The 16,468-nt window shown below is 72.2% G+C and carries 14 protein-coding genes; 7 read left to right on the forward strand and 7 right to left on the reverse strand.

Going from position 1 to position 16,468, the window contains the following annotated elements; all coding sequences use genetic code 11:
* Positions 1–74: 74 nt before the first annotated feature.
* The gene (locus tag OG242_RS06275) at positions 75–437 is read right to left on the reverse strand and encodes a hypothetical protein (protein WP_405897193.1); all 363 of its coding nucleotides are present in this window, start codon (positions 435–437) and stop codon (positions 75–77) included.
* A 93-nt stretch (positions 438–530) separates the two neighbouring features.
* The gene (locus tag OG242_RS06280; RefSeq protein ID WP_405897194.1) at positions 531–1,484 is read right to left on the reverse strand and encodes a heme o synthase; all 954 of its coding nucleotides are present in this window, start codon (positions 1,482–1,484) and stop codon (positions 531–533) included.
* Positions 1,485–1,930: 446 nt separating this feature from the next.
* On the opposite strand from OG242_RS06280, the gene tkt reads away from it, so the two are divergent.
* From tkt to pgl, 5 genes are read left to right on the forward strand one after another with little or no spacing between them, the layout of a single operon-like run.
* The gene (gene tkt / locus OG242_RS06285; RefSeq protein WP_405897195.1) at positions 1,931–4,018 is read left to right on the forward strand and encodes a transketolase; all 2,088 of its coding nucleotides are present in this window, start codon (positions 1,931–1,933) and stop codon (positions 4,016–4,018) included.
* A 34-nt stretch (positions 4,019–4,052) separates the two neighbouring features.
* On the forward strand, positions 4,053–5,171 hold the full coding sequence (tal, locus tag OG242_RS06290; protein ID WP_405897196.1) for a transaldolase: 1,119 nt from the start codon (positions 4,053–4,055) through the stop codon (positions 5,169–5,171).
* A gap of 5 nt (positions 5,172–5,176) precedes the next feature.
* Positions 5,177–6,709, forward strand: a complete 1,533-nt coding sequence (gene zwf, locus OG242_RS06295) for a glucose-6-phosphate dehydrogenase (RefSeq protein WP_405897197.1) — start codon at positions 5,177–5,179, stop codon at positions 6,707–6,709.
* Positions 6,706–7,719 carry a glucose-6-phosphate dehydrogenase assembly protein OpcA gene (opcA, locus tag OG242_RS06300; protein ID WP_405897198.1) on the forward strand — a complete coding sequence of 338 codons (1,014 nt, stop codon included), beginning with the start codon at positions 6,706–6,708 and terminating at the stop codon, positions 7,717–7,719. The genes zwf and opcA overlap by 4 nt, the downstream gene beginning before the upstream one ends.
* 41 nt (positions 7,720–7,760) lie before the next feature.
* Positions 7,761–8,501 carry a 6-phosphogluconolactonase gene (gene pgl, locus OG242_RS06305; protein ID WP_405901521.1) on the forward strand — a complete coding sequence of 247 codons (741 nt, stop codon included), beginning with the start codon at positions 7,761–7,763 and terminating at the stop codon, positions 8,499–8,501.
* An 89-nt stretch (positions 8,502–8,590) separates the two neighbouring features.
* Here pgl and OG242_RS06310 read toward each other — a convergent pair whose 3' ends face one another.
* Complete coding sequence (locus tag OG242_RS06310; RefSeq protein ID WP_405897199.1) at positions 8,591–9,631, reverse strand: esterase/lipase family protein; 1,041 nt, start codon at positions 9,629–9,631, stop codon at positions 8,591–8,593.
* A gap of 305 nt (positions 9,632–9,936) precedes the next feature.
* Here OG242_RS06310 and OG242_RS06315 point away from each other — a divergent pair, with 305 nt between their 5' ends.
* A complete protein-coding gene (locus tag OG242_RS06315) occupies positions 9,937–11,664 on the forward strand; it encodes an alpha/beta fold hydrolase (RefSeq protein WP_405897200.1) in 1,728 nt (575 codons plus the stop codon).
* A gap of 27 nt (positions 11,665–11,691) precedes the next feature.
* On the opposite strand, the gene OG242_RS06320 is transcribed toward OG242_RS06315, so the two are convergent.
* Positions 11,692–12,945, reverse strand: a complete 1,254-nt coding sequence (locus OG242_RS06320; protein ID WP_405897201.1) for a beta-ketoacyl-[acyl-carrier-protein] synthase family protein — start codon at positions 12,943–12,945, stop codon at positions 11,692–11,694.
* Positions 12,926–13,123: a hypothetical protein gene (locus OG242_RS06325; RefSeq protein ID WP_405897202.1), complete on the reverse strand. Its 198-nt coding sequence runs from the start codon at positions 13,121–13,123 to the stop codon at positions 12,926–12,928. The genes OG242_RS06320 and OG242_RS06325 overlap by 20 nt, the downstream gene beginning before the upstream one ends.
* Positions 13,124–13,644: 521 nt before the next feature.
* Between OG242_RS06325 and OG242_RS06330 the strand changes: the two genes are divergently transcribed.
* Positions 13,645–14,169, forward strand: a complete 525-nt coding sequence (locus OG242_RS06330; protein WP_405897203.1) for a transcriptional regulator — start codon at positions 13,645–13,647, stop codon at positions 14,167–14,169.
* 48 nt (positions 14,170–14,217) lie between these two features.
* Here OG242_RS06330 and OG242_RS06335 read toward each other — a convergent pair whose 3' ends face one another.
* Together OG242_RS06335 and OG242_RS06340 are read right to left on the reverse strand one after the other, a co-directional pair.
* Entirely contained in the window at positions 14,218–14,931 is a 714-nt protein-coding gene (locus OG242_RS06335; protein ID WP_405901522.1) for a LuxR C-terminal-related transcriptional regulator, read from the reverse strand.
* 40 nt (positions 14,932–14,971) lie between these two features.
* Positions 14,972–16,405 carry an MFS transporter gene (locus tag OG242_RS06340; protein ID WP_405897204.1) on the reverse strand — a complete coding sequence of 478 codons (1,434 nt, stop codon included), beginning with the start codon at positions 16,403–16,405 and terminating at the stop codon, positions 14,972–14,974.
* Positions 16,406–16,468: the final 63 nt, after the last annotated feature.

Raw genomic sequence — 16,468 nt, forward strand, 5'->3', positions numbered from 1 at the left:
CACGCACAGACGGACCGGGGCTCCTGCTCCACGGCGCACAGCCGTGGAGCAGGAGCCCCGGTCCGTTTCTGGTCTCAGGCCTTGTTGGAGGGCCCGCCGACCTGGATGCCGGCCATCCGGCTCCACTCGTACGGGCCCGTGTGCACCTTCGCCGCGAACTCGCCGTCGAAGGACTCGTGCAGCGTGATCCCGGACTTCCGCGCGGCGCTCTCGGCGATCTCGTACGAGGGGGCGACCAGATCGCCCCAGCCGCCGTCCTCGCCCACCAGGACGATGCGGGCGCCCATCTGCCCGAGGTAGGCGACCTGCCCCTCGGCGCCGCCGTGGGCCTTCGCGAAGGCCCCGATCTGCTTGGCCAGCCGGGCCGCCCTGCGCTCCGCGCGCGCCGCCCGCCTGCCGTCCACCTGCTGGGTCTCAGCCTCTGCCGTCTCTGCCATGGACAGGATGCTACCGGCGGGTAGATCAACCGGCGACGGGCGGGGAGCGTGGCTTGTGCCACGCTCCCCGCCCGTCGGACGGAGCTGGGGGTTCTACCGCAGGAAGGGGTCCACCGCCACGGCCACGAACAGCAGCGAGACATAGGTGATCGACCAGTGGAACAGCCGCATCTCCTTGAGCTTCGCGCCCGTCACACCGGACTTGGCCCGGCTGAGCAGCCCGTGCGCCTCCCAGAGCCAGAAGCCGCCGGTGAGCAGCGCGACGGCCGTGTAGAACCAGCCGGTGTAGCCCAGCGGGGTGAGCAGCAGCGAGACGGCGACCATCACCCAGCTGTAGGCGACGATCTGGCGGGCGACCACCCGGTTGGACGCGATGACCGGGAGCATCGGGACGCCGACGCGCGCGTAGTCGTCCTTGACCTTCATGGAGAGCGGCCAGTAGTGCGGCGGCGTCCAGAAGAAGATGACAGCGAAGAGGATCACCGCGGCCCAGGACATCTCGTTCGTCACGGCCGACCAGCCGATGAGGACCGGCATGCAGCCCGCGATGCCGCCCCAGACGATGTTCTGCGCGGTGCGGCGCTTCAGGAGCATCGTGTAGACCACGACGTAGAAGAGCAGCGCGCCCAGCGACAGGGCCGCCGACAGCCAGTTGACGAGCAGCCCGAACCAGACCGTCGAGACCACCGCGAGGGTGATGCCGAAGGCCAGGCACTCGCGCGGGCTCACCACGCCGGTGACCAGCGGGCGCTGCGACGTACGGTCCATCAGCGCGTCGATGTCGCGGTCGATGTACATGTTCAGTGCATTGGCACCGCCGGCGGACAGGTAGCCGCCGATGGTGGTAGTGAGCACGAGCCACAGGTCGGGTACACCCTGAGCGGCCAGGAACATCACCGGAACAGTGGTGATCAGCAACAGCTCGATGATCCGAGGCTTGGTCAGTGCCACGAATGCCTTGACACGGGCCCCGAATGGGCGTTGGCCCCCTGGGCTCGGAGTCAAGGCGACCCCTGCGGGTCGGGACTCGACGGCCGTCACGCACACCCCTGACAGAGAAATCCCAGCAAGCTCCGGGCGTGAGGGCCCAGTGAAGACTTGCGCGAACCCGACCACTGTAGACGTTGGGGACAGGCCGCCCTTCGCGGGGGTGGGGTCGTGTTGATGTGGCGCGGACGGCCGCCGCGACCCGGCCGCGGGCCGTCTCGTACGCACGAGTGACGCACTGGTGTCGCAGCGTCCGCGCGGACCGTTTCCGGGGACCTCGCAACCGCGCTCCGGACCGCTCTTCGGAGCGCCCAGGAGTGGGTCCTCGCGCTCATCGGAGAAGCCCATCGGTGAGCCCTTCCGCTCATACGGGAGGCGGATTCCGCGGGCCGCCCGCACCCTGGTAGGAGCCGGAAATCACGGGTACGGACGGGGGTAGGCTCGACAGCATCCGGTGCGGTCGAAGTCACCGGTCTACAACAGTTGGAGAGGAGCCCTGACTCAGGGTGAGCACCAAGCCGACCACCACAGACCTCCAGTGGACCGAATTGGACCAGCGGGCCGTGGACACCGTCCGCGTCCTCGCCGCGGACGCCGTACAGAAAGTCGGAAACGGCCACCCGGGTACGGCCATGAGCCTGGCTCCCGCCGCGTACACCATCTTCCAGAAGGTGATGCGGCACGACCCCGCGGACGCGGAGTGGACCGGCCGCGACCGGTTCGTGCTCTCGGCGGGCCACAGCAGCCTGACCCTCTACATCCAGCTCTACCTGGCCGGCTACGGCCTGGAGCTCGATGACCTGAAGTCGTTCCGCACCTGGGGCTCCAAGACCCCGGGGCACCCGGAGTACGGCCACACCACCGGTGTGGAGACGACGACCGGCCCGCTGGGCCAGGGTGTCGCCAACGCCGTGGGTATGGCCATGGCCGCCCGCTACGAGCGCGGTCTGTTCGACCCGGAGGCGGCCCCCGGCACCTCCCCCTTCGACCACATGGTGTGGGCCGTCGCCGGTGACGGCTGCCTCCAGGAGGGCATCTCCGCCGAGGCGTCCTCGCTGGCCGGGCACCAGAAGCTGGGCAACCTGGTCCTGCTGTGGGACGACAACCACATCTCCATCGAGGGCGACACGGAGACCGCGGTCTCCGAGGACACCATCAAGCGCTACGAGGCGTACGGCTGGCACGTCCAGCGCGTCGACCAGCTGCCCAACGGCGACCTGGACCCCGAGGGCCTCTACAACGCGCTGCTGGCCGCCAAGGCCGAGACCGGGCGCCCGTCGTTCATCGCGGCCCGCTCGATCATCGCCTGGCCCGCCCCGCACGCCCAGAACACCGAGGCCTCGCACGGCTCCGCGCTCGGCGACGACGAGGTCGCCGCGACCAAGAAGGTGCTCGGCTTCGACCCGGAGAAGAGCTTCGAGGTCGCCGAAGAGGTCATCGCGCACACCCGCCGCGCCCTGGACCGTGGCCGCGAGGCCAAGGCCGAGTGGCAGAAGGGCTTCGACGCCTGGCGCGCCGCCTCCCCGGAGCGCGCCGCCGACTTCGACCGCATCGCCGCGGGCGAGCTGCCCAAGGGCTGGGAGGACAGCCTCCCGGTCTTCGAGACCGGCAAGGGCGTCGCCACCCGCGCCGCGTCCGGCAAGGTGCTCCAGGCGCTCGGCGGGATCATCCCCGAGCTGTGGGGCGGCTCAGCCGACCTGGCCGGCTCGAACAACACCACGATCGACAAGACGTCGTCGTTCCTGCCGGCGGGCAACCCGCTGCCGGAGGCCGACCCGTACGGGCGCACGATCCACTTCGGGATCCGCGAGCACGCCATGGCCGCCGCGATGAACGGCATCGCGCTGCACGGCAACACCCGCATCTACGGCGGCACCTTCCTGGTGTTCTCCGACTACATGCGCAACGCCGTGCGCCTGTCCGCGCTGATGCACCTGCCGGTGACCTACGTGTGGACGCACGACTCGATCGGCCTCGGCGAGGACGGCCCGACCCACCAGCCGGTGGAGCACCTGGCCTCGCTGCGCGCCATCCCGGGCCTCAACGTCGTGCGCCCGGCCGACGCCAACGAGACCGCCATCGCCTGGCGCGAGATCCTGCGCCGCTACACCAAGGTGTTCGGCAAGGGCGCCCCGCACGGTCTGGCGCTGACCCGCCAAGGCGTGCCGACGTACGAGGCGAACGAGGACGCGGCCAAGGGCGGCTACGTGCTCTTCGACGCCGAGGGCGGCGAGCCGCAGGTCGTGCTGATCGGCACGGGCTCCGAGGTCCAGCTCGCCGTGGAGGCGCGCGAGGAGCTCCAGGCGGCCGGAATTCCGACCCGTGTGGTGTCGATGCCGTGTGTCGAGTGGTTCGAAGAGCAGGAACAGGGTTACAAGGACAGCGTTCTGCCGCCGTCGGTCAAGGCCCGCGTGGCCGTCGAGGCGGGCATCGGCCTGACCTGGTACCGGTACGTCGGCGACGCCGGCCGAATCGTCTCGCTGGAGCACTTCGGCGCTTCGGCGGACGCCAAGGTCCTGTTCCGGGAGTACGGCTTCACCGGCGAGCACGTCGCCGAGGCCGCCCGGGAATCCCTCGCCGCCGCCACGCGCTGACGCCGTTATACGACTAGTAGGAGATGCATTTCTCATGACAGACGCACTCAAGCGCCTCTCCGACGAGGGTGTGGCGATCTGGCTCGACGACCTCTCGCGCAAGCGGATCACCTCGGGCAATCTCGCGGAGCTGATCGACCAGAGCCACGTCGTGGGGGTCACGACCAACCCCTCGATCTTCCAGAAGGCCATCTCGCAGGGTGACGGCTACGACCAGCAGCTCACCGACCTCGCGGCCCGCAAGGTGACCGTCGAGGAAGCGATCCGCATGATCACCACCGCGGACGTCCGCGACGCGGCCGACATCCTGCGTCCGGTCTTCGACGCGACGGACGGCCAGGACGGCCGGGTCTCCATCGAGGTCGACCCGCGCCTGGCGCACAACACGACGGCCACGGTCGCCGAGGCCAAGCAGCTGGCCTGGCTGGTGGACCGCCCGAACACGCTCATCAAGATCCCGGCGACCAAGGCGGGTCTGCCCGCGATCACCGAGACCATCGGCCGGGGCATCAGCGTCAACGTCACGCTGATCTTCTCGCTGGAGCGCTACCGCGCGGTCATGGACGCCTACCTGGCGGGCCTGGAGAAGGCGAAGGCCGCGGGCCTGGACCTCTCCAAGATCCACTCGGTGGCGTCCTTCTTCGTGTCCCGGGTGGACACCGAGATCGACAAGCGCCTGGACGCCGTCGGCGGCGAGGAGGCGAAGGCCGCGAAGGGCAAGTCCGCCCTGGCCAACGCCCGCCTGGCCTACGAGGCGTACGAGGAGGTCTTCGCCGGTGAGCGCTGGGCCGCCCTGGACAAGGCGCACGCCAACAAGCAGCGTCCGCTGTGGGCCTCGACCGGCGTGAAGGACCCGGCCCTCAAGGACACCCTGTACGTCGTCGACCTGGTCGCGCCGAACACGGTCAACACCATGCCGGAGGCGACTCTGGACGCGGTGGCGGACCACGGCGAGGTCACCGGCAACACCGTCGCCGGCGCGTACGACCAGGCCCGCGCCGACCTCGACGCGATCAAGAAGCTCGGCGTCGACTACGACGACGTCGTCCAGCTTCTGGAGGACGAGGGCGTCGAGAAGTTCGAGGCCGCCTGGACCGACCTGCTCAACTCGACCGAGGCGGAGCTCAAGCGCCTCGCCCCTTCGGAGGGCTGACCACTTTGTCTGGTGTTCCCGGAGCCAACCCGCTCCGTGACGCCCAGGACCGACGGCTCCCGCGCATCGCGGGGCCGTCGGGCCTGGTCATCTTTGGCGTCACGGGCGATTTGTCCCGTAAAAAGCTGATGCCCGCCGTCTATGACCTGGCCAACCGCGGCCTGCTGCCGCCGGGCTTCTCGCTCATCGGCTTCGCGCGCCGCGACTGGGAGGACGAGGACTTCGCCCAGGTCGTGCACGACGCCGTCAAGGAGCATTCCCGTACGCCCTTCCGCGAAGAGGTCTGGCAGCAGCTCAGCCAGGGCATGCGCTTCGTGCAGGGCGACTTCGACGACGACGTGGCCTTCGAGACCCTCCGGGCCACGATCGAGGAGCTGGACAAGGCGCAGGGCACGGGCGGCAACTTCGCCTTCTACCTGTCCGTCCCGCCGAAGTTCTTCCCCAAGGTCGTCCAGCAGCTCAAGAAGCACGGGCTGGCCGACCAGAAGGACGGCAGCTGGCGGCGCGCCGTCATCGAGAAGCCGTTCGGCCACGACCTGAAGAGCGCGCAGGAGCTCAACCAGCTCGTGCACGACGTCTTCCCGCCGAACGAGGTCTTCCGGATCGACCACTACCTCGGCAAGGAGACGGTCCAGAACATCCTGGCGCTGCGCTTCGCCAACACGATGTGGGAGCCGATCTGGAACCGCAGTTACGTCGACCACGTGCAGATCACGATGGCCGAGGACATCGGCATCGGCGGCCGGGCCGGTTACTACGACGGCATCGGCGCCGCGCGTGACGTCATCCAGAACCACCTGCTCCAGCTGCTCGCGCTGACCGCCATGGAGGAGCCCGGCTCCTTCCACCCCAAGGCCCTGGTCGCCGAGAAGCTCAAGGTGCTCACGGCGGTGGAACTGCCCGAGGACCTGGGCAAGCACACCGTGCGCGGCCAGTACACGCACGCCTGGCAGGGCGGCGAGGAGGCCGTCGGCTATCTGGAGGAGGACGGTATCGACCCCAAGTCGAAGACCGACACCTTCGCCGCGATCAAGCTGACGATCAACAACCGCCGCTGGGCGGGCGTGCCGTTCTACCTGCGCACCGGCAAGCGGCTCGGCCGCCGGGTCACGGAGATCGCGGTCGTCTTCAAGCGCGCCCCGTACCTGCCCTTCGAGTCCGGCGCCACGGAGGAGCTCGGCGGCAACGCCCTGGTCATCCGGGTGCAGCCGGACGAGGGCGTCACGGTGCGGTTCGGCTCCAAGGTGCCCGGCACCTCGATGGAGGTCCGGGACGTCACGATGGACTTCGCGTACGGCGAGTCCTTCACGGAGTCCAGCCCGGAGGCGTACGAGCGGCTCATCCTCGACGTCCTGCTCGGCGACGCCAACCTCTTCCCGCGCCACCAGGAGGTCGAGCTCTCCTGGAACATCCTCGACCCGATCGAGGAGTACTGGGACAAGCACGGCAAGCCCGCCCAGTACCCGGCCGGAACCTGGGGACCGGCCGAGGCGGACGAGATGCTCGCACGCGACGGACGGAGCTGGCGCCGGCCATGAAGATCGATCTCACGGAAACCACGTCCAGCAAGATCAACCAGGCGCTCGTCTCGGCCCGGCGCGCGGTCGGCGCCCCGGCGATCGGGATGGTACTCACCCTCGTCATCGTCACCGACGAGGAGAACGCCTACGACGCGCTGAAGGCGGCGAGCGACTCCTCGCGCGAGCACCCCTCGCGGATCATCGCGGTCATCAAGCGGCTCAGCCGTTCGCCGCGCACCCGCCGCGACGCGCGGCTCGACGCCGAGATCCGGGTCGGGTCCGACTCGGGCTCCGGCGAGACCGTGGTGCTGCGGCTCCACGGCGAGCTGGCCAACCACGCCCAGTCGGTCGTCCTGCCGCTGCTGCTGCCGGACGCCCCGGTGGTGGTGTGGTGGCCGCAGGACTCCCCCGCCGACCCGGCGAAGGACGCGCTCGGCTCGCTGGCCCAGCGCCGGATCACCGACACCTACTCGGCCGAGCACCCGCTCGAAGAGCTGGCGACGCGCGCCCAGACCTACCGGCCCGGTGACACGGACCTGGCATGGACGCGCATCACGCCGTGGCGCTCGATGCTGGCGGCCGCGCTCGACCAGCAGCCGGCGGAGGTCGTCTCGGCCACGGTCGAGGGCGAGTCGGACAACCCGAGCTGCGAGCTGCTCGCCATGTGGCTCGCGGACCGGCTCGGCGTTCCGGTGGAGCGCACCACGTCCGGCGGCCCCGGCCTGACGGCCGTCCGGATGACCACGAAGAACGGCGACATCGTCCTGGACCGGGCCGACGGCTCGCTCGCCACGCTCTGCATGGTGGGCCAGCCGGACCGCGCGGTGGCGCTCAAGCGCCGCGAGACGGCGGAGCTGCTCGCGGAGGAACTGCGCCGCCTCGACCCGGACAACATCTACGAGTCGACGGTGAAGTTCGGCGTGGAGCGCCTCGACAGGACGGGCCCGGACGCCCCGGCCAAGAAGGCGCCGGACGCGGCTCCCCCCGCGAAGAAGGCCGCCCCGGCCAAGAAGGCGGCGGCGAAGTGACCGGAGTCCCGCAGCTCGTCGTGCACCGCGACAAGGAGCTGATGGCGCAGGCCGCCGCGGCCCGGCTGATCACGAGGATCGTGGACGCCCAGGCCGCGCGCGGGGACGCCTCGGTGGTGCTCACCGGCGGGCGCAACGGCAACGGCCTGCTGGCCGCGCTCGCCGCCGCGCCCGCCCGGGACGCGGTCGACTGGTCGCGGCTGGACCTGTGGTGGGGCGACGAGCGGTTCCTGCCCGAGGGCGACCCCGAGCGGAACGTCACCCAGGCCCGCGAGGCGCTGCTGGACGCGGTGCCGCTGGACCCGTCGCGGGTGCACGTCATGCCCGCGTCGGACGGCCCCTACGGTCCGGACGCCGACGCGGCGGCCGCCGGGTACGCGGCCGAGCTGGCGGCCGCGTCGGCGCCGCAGGACCACGGCCCGGTGCCGGAGTTCGACGTGCTGATGCTGGGCGTCGGCCCCGACACCCATGTCGCCTCGCTCTTCCCGGAGCTGCCTGCGGTACGGGAGACCGAGCGCACCGTCGTCGGTGTGCACGGTGCGCCGAAGCCGCCGCCGGTCCGCGTCTCGCTGACGCTGCCCGCCATCCGGGCGGCGCGTGAGGTGTGGCTGCTGGCCGCGGGCGAGGACAAGGCGGAGGCCGTGGCCATCGCCCTGTCCGGGGCCGGGGAGATCCAGGCCCCGGCGGCCGGTGCGTACGGCCGCGGCCGCACGCTGTGGCTGCTGGACGCGGCGGCGGCCTCCCGCCTCCCGCGCGCCCTGTACCCGCCGGCCTCGGCCTGACCGGCCGTCAGCGGGCTTCCTCACGGGCCCGGTCCGCTCCTCGGGGGCGGACCGGGCCCGCCGCCTTTACGGGACGGCGCGTGAAGGGCTCAGGGCGTGGACGCGCAGTCGGGGCGGCGCGCCGTCGCGGGGTCGAGGGCGTTGCGTACGAGCCGCAGGACGACCGGGTCGTAAGGGCTGCCCATGTGGCCGGTCCGGTCCAGGGGGCAGAGGTCCTGGACGGTGATGTTGGTGACCCGGTCCCCGGGGTGGGCGGGCTGGAGGTACTGGCGCGCGTAGGGGGTGACGATCCGGTCCTTGCGTGTGACCACCGTGGTGTAGCGGACGCCCGGCAGGGTGTCGCCCCCCGCGTCGAGCCGGGTGTTGACGGCCGAGGCGATCGTCTGGTCGGCCAGGGCCTGGCCGCCGAACCGGGCGGCCGGCGCGAGGATGTGCAACCGCTTCGCGAGGGTGGCCAGCCCTGACACGGTGCTGCCGTGGTTGGCGGGGGCGACCCCGATCAGCCGGCGCACCTTGTTGCGGGCCGGGTCGCGGGGGTCGGTTCCGCCGGCGAATTTCAGGTAGTAGCGCGGCAGGATTCCGCCGCCCTGGGAGTGGCCGACGAGGTCCACCTGGCGGGTGCCCGTCCGGTCGAGGACCCGGTCGACGAAGCGGGCCAGCTGCTCGGCGGACTCGGGGACGGCGGCACGCCCCTTGACGATGTCACCCGCCGGGGCGCCGACGTTCGCGGCGAAGACGCAGTAGCCGTCAGCCCGCAACCGGGGCGCCACGGCCCGCCAGTTGTTGTACGCGTTCTCGTAGGTGCCGTGCACGAGCACGACCGGCCGGGGGTGCCGGGCGCCCGGCACGCAGTCCCAGTCGCCGGCGCCGGGCGGAGGGGCGTCGGGATGGCGGGTGGAGGCGACGAATGCCCGTTCCCAGAGCCGGTAGGCGGTGCCCTGACCGGACTCGGGCGCGGCGTCGCGCGGGAGTCCGGCGTGCGCCGCGCCCGCGGCCGTGGCCAGGAGCACGGCGGCGAGGACGGTCGCCCGGCGGAGGCGGCGGCCGATGGCCCGGCCACCGGGGCGGTGCGGGGTCCCGGCGGCCTTCGGGGCGGTGGGGTCGCTCGGACGGTGGGGCGGGTGCTGCATGGTGGTGCCTCCCGGACGGTCGTACCGCGGCCCGGGACAGGGCCGCGCGTGGGCTGAGGTCATCCGTTGGGGTGGTACGAGAGGGCCGGCGGCGGACTCCGGCCCCGGCGGTCCGCGATCCGTCGGGCGGGCGCCGGTGGCGCACGCCGAGATGGCGGCCGGTTCGCGTTCGGGTGATGGCACCCCAGGCGCCGTTCACACTCGGTGACAGCGCGGGTACGGTGAGCGCACCGAGTCCGGGCCGACGGGCCTGCCGCGTTCCCCCGCGCCGGACATCGGCCCGTACCCGGTCGCAAGGAGATGGCATGCCCGCGAACTCGCTCGTCGTCGGTGCCGGCGGCTTCATCGGCCGCTCGCTGACCGGCGAACTCCTGCGCCGGGGCCAGGAGGTCGCCGCCGCCGTGCACGGAAGCGGGGAGGGCCTGCTGCGGTGGCTCGGCGAGCAGGGCGCGGACACCGGCCGGCTCACCGTCGTCCGGTCCGACGTCACCCGCCCGGGACTCGGTCTGCCCGAGGACGGCCTGGACGGGGTGCGGGACGTCTACAACACGGCGGCGCGCTTCGCCTTCGGGATGGCACCGGCCGAGGCCAGAGCGGTCAACGTCGACGGGGCCGTGCATGTCGCCGAGTGGGCGGCGACCCGTCCACAGCTGCGCCGGCTGGTCCACATCAGCGGCTACCGCATGGCCGCCGCCGAAGCCGCCTCGCCCGACTACCGGCGCGACGGCGCCTACGAGGCGTCCAAGCGCGAGGGGGACGCGGCGGTGCGGGCGCGCGCACGGGCACTCGGCGTGCCGCTGACCGTCGCCAATCCGAGCACGGTCATCGGGCCCGGCCAGTGGGTCGGTCTGGCGGATCTGGTCCATGAGCTGTGGCGGGGCCGGCTCCCGGCGCTGCCCGGCACCCCTGACACCTTCCTGCCGGTCGTGGGGCTCGACTACCTCGTACAGTTCCTGGCCTCCGTTCCGGAGAGGGATGAGAGTGCGGGCAGCACCTACTGGCTGCTGGACGACACCACGCCGGAACTGCCGCTCCTGGTGGCTCTGCTCGCCGAACACATGGGCGTGCCTGCGCCGCGCCGCTCCATTCCGGTCGGTGTGGTCAAGCGGCTCCCCCGCGCCCTGACCGGGGCCGACCCGGAGACGCTGTCCTTCCTTTCCAGCGACCGGTACGACACCGCGTCGGCGCGGGAGCTCGCCCTGTCGCTCGGTCTGGAGAAGCCACCGGTGCGTGAGGCCCTGTGCGACTGGGCGGACGGACTGGTCGCCACGCGGTTCGGCCGGGTCCCGGCACCCGGTGTGCCGTGCGGCTTCCAGCAGGTCGGCACGGACCGGACCTGGGTGGTGGGAGAGCGGGAGCGGCCCGGTTACGTCTTCCTGCACGGCATGCCGGTCGACGCCGACTCCTGGGCGCCGGTGGCCGGGCGGGTGGACGCTCCCGCCCTCGCCGCCGACCTGCCGGGGTTCGGGCGCTCCACGCCGGAGCCCAGGCAGACGCACGACGACTGGCTCGCCGCGCTGATGGCCCCCGTGGAGGGCCGCCCGGTGCTGGTCGCCCACTCGTACTCCTGCGGGCCGGCCCTGCGCTACGCGCTGCGGCATCCGGGGCGGGTCGGCGCGCTGGTGCTGGTCTCCCCCGCCTTCCTCCAGCCGGCCTCCTCGTGGCTGACGCGCTCCCCTCTCGCCGTGCCGGCCCTGAGCCGGATGACCGCCGAGCGGCTGGCCGGCTCCCTCGGGCTCCCGGACCCCGCATGGCTCCAGGGGCCCGTGGCCGATCTGCGGCGGTCGGGAGCCGCGCTGCGGGTGGTCTCCGCGCTGCGTTCGGCGTACGGGCAGCGCGCCGCCCTGCGCGGTGCCGTACGCGGTGTCACGGTCCCGGTGGAGCTGGTCATCGGGGCGGACGATCCGCTGGAGGGGCCGAGCGAGCTGCCCGTCACCGAGATCGGGTCGGCCGGTCACTACCCCCAGCTGACCCACCCCGACGACGTGGCGCGGCATCTGGTCGCCGTGCGGGAGCGGTCGGCGGCCGGCTAGGGCCTGCCCGCCCTCCGGCGTGCCACGTCAGGCGCGGGTGAAGGCCAGGACCACGTTGTGGCCGCCGAAACCGAAGGAGGTCGACAGGGCCGCCGACGCCTCGGCTCTGCGCGGCGGCCCGGTCACCAGGTCGAGTTCGATGCCGTCGCCGATGTCCTCCAGGTTGCGTACCGGTGGTACCAGGGACTCCTTCAGCGCCTGCACCGTGAGGATCGCCTCCACGGCGCCCGACGCGCCCAGGAGGTGCCCCGTCGAGGACTTGGCGGCGGTGACCACCGGATGACCGCCCACCGCGGTCATCAGGGCGCGGGCCTCCGCGACATCGCCCTGCGGGGTGCCCGTGGCGTGCGCGTTGACGTGGCCGATATCGGCTCCGGTCAGCCCGGCGTCGCGCAACGCCTCCTGAATCGCGCGCACTTGTCCGCCGGCGTCGGGCAGCGTGATGTCGTGGGCGTCGGAGGTGACGCCCGCCCCGGCCAGCTCCGCGTGTACGCGGGCGCCGCGTGCACGCGCGTACTCCGCGCTTTCCAGTACGACCATGCCCGCGCCCTCGGACATGACGAAGCCGTCCCGCTGCCGGTCGAAGGGCCTGGAGGCGAGTTCGGGCTCGTCGTTGCGCAGGGAAAGGGCCCGCATCTGGGCGAAGGCGCCGAGCGAGAGGGGATGCAGGCAGGCATCCGTGCCTCCGGCCACCACCACGTCGGCGCGTCCGGCGCGGATGAGCAGGGCGCCCACCGCGATGGCCTCGGCTCCCGAGGCGCACGCACTGGTCGGCGCGTGGGTGCCCGCCCGCGCCCCCACCATCAGGCTCACCGCCGCGGAGGCGCCATTGGGCATGAGCCGGGGCACCGTGTACGGGGAGACCGCGCGCCGCCCGCGCCGGTGGAGCACGTCGTTCTGCTCCAGTATGGTCAGCGCACCTCCGATGCCGGTGCCCACCACGACGGCCAGCCGTTCGGGTTCGGCCTCCGGCCGGCCCGCGTCGGCCCACGCCTCCTCGGCCGCTACCAGAGCGGCCGCCTGGCTGCGGTCCAGCCGGCGCCGCCGCACCCGTTCGATGTCGCTGTACGGGTCGCGACGCATGGTGCCCGCGATGCGGACGGGCAGCATGTCAACCCACGGGGCGTCGATCGGCGAGATGCCCGACCGGCCCGCGAGCAGCGCCTCCCAGGTGCCGGGGACATCGCCCGCGAGCGGGGTCGTGGCGCCCATACCCGTCACCAGGACACCGGTCGCGGGCCGGGGGCTCCGACGCGCGTTCCTACCCGAGGTGCGCCGCACGGCCGCCTCCGTTTCCGGGCCGGGCCGCCAGCACCGCGCGGGCTCTCAGTCCCGCGACGGTGAGGGCCATCACCGCGCGCAGCAGCTCGCCGACGCCGGCCGGCGGGACCGCGGCGGTCTCCGCGTTCGTCCGGCCGGGCCCTTCCTCCTGTTCGTATCCAATCAATTCGCCCGCCATATGCATACCGTCCTCTCATTTCCGATTCTCCGGCGGTGGCTTGAATGCATCGCAGGACCAAATGGCTCGAATAGCGCCTGCGAGGTATGGGCGGGCCACCACCGGTACGGATCGCTGTCGCCCGGCACTGAACCCAATCTAAGGGCCCGGAACGAGCCTCCACATCGGACTTTCTATTGATTTCCTACTCCCCCTTCCAGCGGACCCTTCACCCATTAGGAGGGGACCGAACCTGCCGGTCATCGCGTTGATGAGGAACTGCCGAACCCTTTCCGCACAAGAAGACTTCAACGGCCCCCAAGACCACGGTCAAATACTTTCTTACTTGTCCTACAATGCCTTCTGGGGCTTCTTATTGCCATGACGCCGGAGCGTGCTGCATAGTAAACGCAGATGCTGCAGGGAAAGCTTGCGGCCGCATCCCGAGCCTCATCCGCTTCAAAAGCAAATTACGCACACAATGGCGCGGAGTCCGGGCTGCCCCCTTTTTCTTCCTCCTGCAAAATCCGGAAGGAATCCTCATGTCACACACCGAAACGGCACGCCCGTCCGCCGCCGAGGAGACGGTCCACGTGGTCCGCTGGCCCCTCGAAGCGTCGAAGCTGGAGCACCACCGTCGTACGGGCGCCCTGCGTCTCCTCGTGATCGAGAACGGGGGGACACCGCCGACGACCACCGACGCGCGGGAGGACTGGGTGCGCTCACCGATCACGCGCGAGGACTTCGGCGCCCGCATCGCGGCTCTGCGTGCCAGGGCCGCCTCGTACGACGTGCCGGCCCTGGACCATGACGGACTGCTGCGGTACGGAAGCCGCGTCGTGCCCGTCTCCCCGACCGAGATGTACCTGTTACGGCCCCTGGTGCAGCGGTTCGGGAGCCTGGTGGCCCGCGAGGAGCTGCTCACGCTGCTGAGCACCCGCGGCTCAACCGCCAGCCGGAACGCACTGGACCTGCATGTGATGCGCATCCGCCGGCGGGTGCTCCCGCTGGGACTGCGCCTGCGGACGGCCAGCAGGCGCGGCTACCTCCTGGAGGGCCCCGCATGACAGCGGGCCCGCTGCGGACCCGTTCCGGCAGGGGCCCGCTCCCGGGCGTCAGACCGCCGTGCGCCGTACGCCGGCGCAACCGCAGGCGGCGGGTACCAGCCCGGTGCGATGGGCGTAGATCACGGCGTGGACCCGGTTGCGCAGCTCCAGCTTGTCCAGCAGGTGCTGCACATGGGACTTGACCGTGCTCTCGCCCAGGACCAGTTCGGCCGACACCTCGGCGTTGCTGAGGCCCCGGGCGAGCAGCGTCAGGACCTCCCTCTCCCGCCGGGTCAGCAGTGCGGCGCGGGCCCTCTCCTCGTCGGTCCCGTGCCGGCAGGGCGAGGCGGGACGCGTCTGCCCCTCCGCGGCGGCGGCCGGGGGCCCGTCGGCCTCCAGGACGGCGTAGCCGGCAGCGGTCATGTGGACGGCGGACAGCAGCTGCGCGGGGGTGGCGCTGCTGAGCACCACCCCACGCGCCCCGGCCCGCAGCGCCCGCCGCACAGCCTCGTCGGTCCCCTGAACCATCAGCAGGACCCCCGGCGCGCCGTTCTTCGTGCGGGCGGCCAGCGCGGCGGCCAGCCGGGCGGCGTCGAGGCCCGGTGACTGCGCGTCGACGAGCACCACATGGGGGCGCAGACCGGCCGCCCGGGCCTCGGCCTCGGCGGCGTCGACCGCTTCGCCGGCCACCTCGATGACCGGGTCCCGGTCGAGCACGGCCCGGATGCCGGCGCGCGTGATCGCGCGGTCACCGGCCAGCAGAACGCGAACGAGTGCGCTGATCGCCTCTCTCCTCTCCTTCGGGGCGCGGCCGGCCGCGGCTTCAGGCCGCCGTGCCCCCGGTACGCGGAACGGCCGCGCCGCTGTCCGCGCGGACGGGCCGCCCGGCGTCGCGGCGCCTCGGTGTGGCGAGGACGGCGAGGGCGCCGACGGCGATGAGGCACGCACCGGTCCACAGTGCGGGGACCATGCCGTGGGTGAACCCGTCCGGCGTGGCGAGGTCCCCGTGCGCGGTGAACACGGAGGCCAGGACGGCGACTCCGAGGACGCCGCCCAGCTCGCGCAGCGCGTTGACGGCGCCCGACGCCATGCCCCGGTCCTCCTCGGCGACCGCCCCCATCACCAGGTTCGCCGTCGGCGAGAAGTAGAAGGTCATGCCGAGCCCGCACAGCACCAGCGCGGGGACGAGGGAGGGGTAGCTCACGTCCGGGGAGACCCGGGCCGCGATCCACCCCAGGCCGCACGCCTGGAATGCCAGCCCGAGCGCCACGATGGGGCGGCCACCGATCCGGTCGGAGAGGAGGCCGGCCAAAGGCGCGACGAAGATCGGCACGATCGTCCACGGCAGGATGCGCAGTCCCGCCTCCATCGGCGAGTAGCCCCGCGGCCCCTGGAAGAACTGCGTGAGCAGGAAGACCGAGCCGAACATCCCCGCGAACATCAGCAGCCCTGCCGCGTTCATCCCGCTGAAGGTCCGGTGCCGGAACAGCCGCATCGGGAACATGGGCATCGCGGTGCGCAGCTCCCAGGCGACGAAGCCCCCCAGGACCAGGGCGCCGCCGGTCAGCGCGGCCGGCACCCGGGCGCCGGACCAGTCGTCGGCCGGCCCCTGGATCAGGCCGTAGACGATGCCGAACAGGCCGGTGCCCGCCAGCACGGTCCCGACCAGGTCCAGCCGGGCGTTCGGGCCCCGGCTCTCGGTGAGCCGCCACCGGGCGAGCGGGAGGACCAGGAGCCCGATCGGCACGTTGATCCAGAAGATCCACTGCCAGGCGAGGTGTTCGACCACCGTTCCGCCGAGGAGCGGCCCCATGGCGATGGCGAGACCTTCGACGGCGCTCAGCGCGCCGAGGACGGCCCCGCGCCGGGCGGCCGGGGCGACCGCCGTGAGCAGGGTCAGGTTGAGCGGCATCAGGGCGGCGGCGCCCAGCCCCTGCACGGCGCGGGCCGCGATCAGGGCGCCGATGCCGGGGGCGAGGGCCGCCGCGGCGGACGCGGCGGTGAAGACGGACAGGCCCACGAGGAACATCCGCCGTCTGCCGAACCGGTCGCCCAGGGCCGCGCCGGGCAGCATCAGGACGGCGTAGGTGAGCGTGTAGGCGTTGACCGTCCACTCCAGCTGCCGGATGTCGCCGCCGAGGCTGTCGCGGATCGCGGGCAGGGCGGTGATGACGACGAGATTGTCGAGGGACACCATGGCCACGCCCAGGCCACAGCACAGGAACGTCCACAGGACGTTCCGCTTCGAGACGTTCATGACTGCCTTTTCCAGGGGGTGTGCCGGGGCGGGCGCGCCCGCCCCGGCATCGCGGAGGGGTCT

This window comes from Streptomyces sp. NBC_00727, assembly GCF_045161745.1.
GTDB lineage: Bacteria > Actinomycetota > Actinomycetes > Streptomycetales > Streptomycetaceae > Streptomyces.

Excerpts from the sequence above, each read along its gene's own strand:
- OG242_RS06275 (WP_405897193.1), bottom strand. The coding sequence starts at position 437 with ATGGCAGAGACGGCAGAGGCTGAGACCCAGCAGGTGGACGGCAGGCGG.
- tal (WP_405897196.1), top strand. The coding sequence starts at position 4,053 with ATGACAGACGCACTCAAGCGCCTCTCCGACGAGGGTGTGGCGATCTGG.
- opcA (WP_405897198.1), top strand. The coding sequence starts at position 6,706 with ATGAAGATCGATCTCACGGAAACCACGTCCAGCAAGATCAACCAGGCG.
- pgl (WP_405901521.1), top strand. The coding sequence starts at position 7,761 with ATGGCGCAGGCCGCCGCGGCCCGGCTGATCACGAGGATCGTGGACGCC.
- OG242_RS06310 (WP_405897199.1), bottom strand. The coding sequence starts at position 9,631 with ATGCAGCACCCGCCCCACCGTCCGAGCGACCCCACCGCCCCGAAGGCC.
- OG242_RS06315 (WP_405897200.1), top strand. The coding sequence starts at position 9,937 with ATGCCCGCGAACTCGCTCGTCGTCGGTGCCGGCGGCTTCATCGGCCGC.
- OG242_RS06325 (WP_405897202.1), bottom strand. The coding sequence starts at position 13,123 with ATGGCGGGCGAATTGATTGGATACGAACAGGAGGAAGGGCCCGGCCGG.
- OG242_RS06330 (WP_405897203.1), top strand. The coding sequence starts at position 13,645 with ATGTCACACACCGAAACGGCACGCCCGTCCGCCGCCGAGGAGACGGTC.
- OG242_RS06340 (WP_405897204.1), bottom strand. The coding sequence starts at position 16,405 with ATGAACGTCTCGAAGCGGAACGTCCTGTGGACGTTCCTGTGCTGTGGC.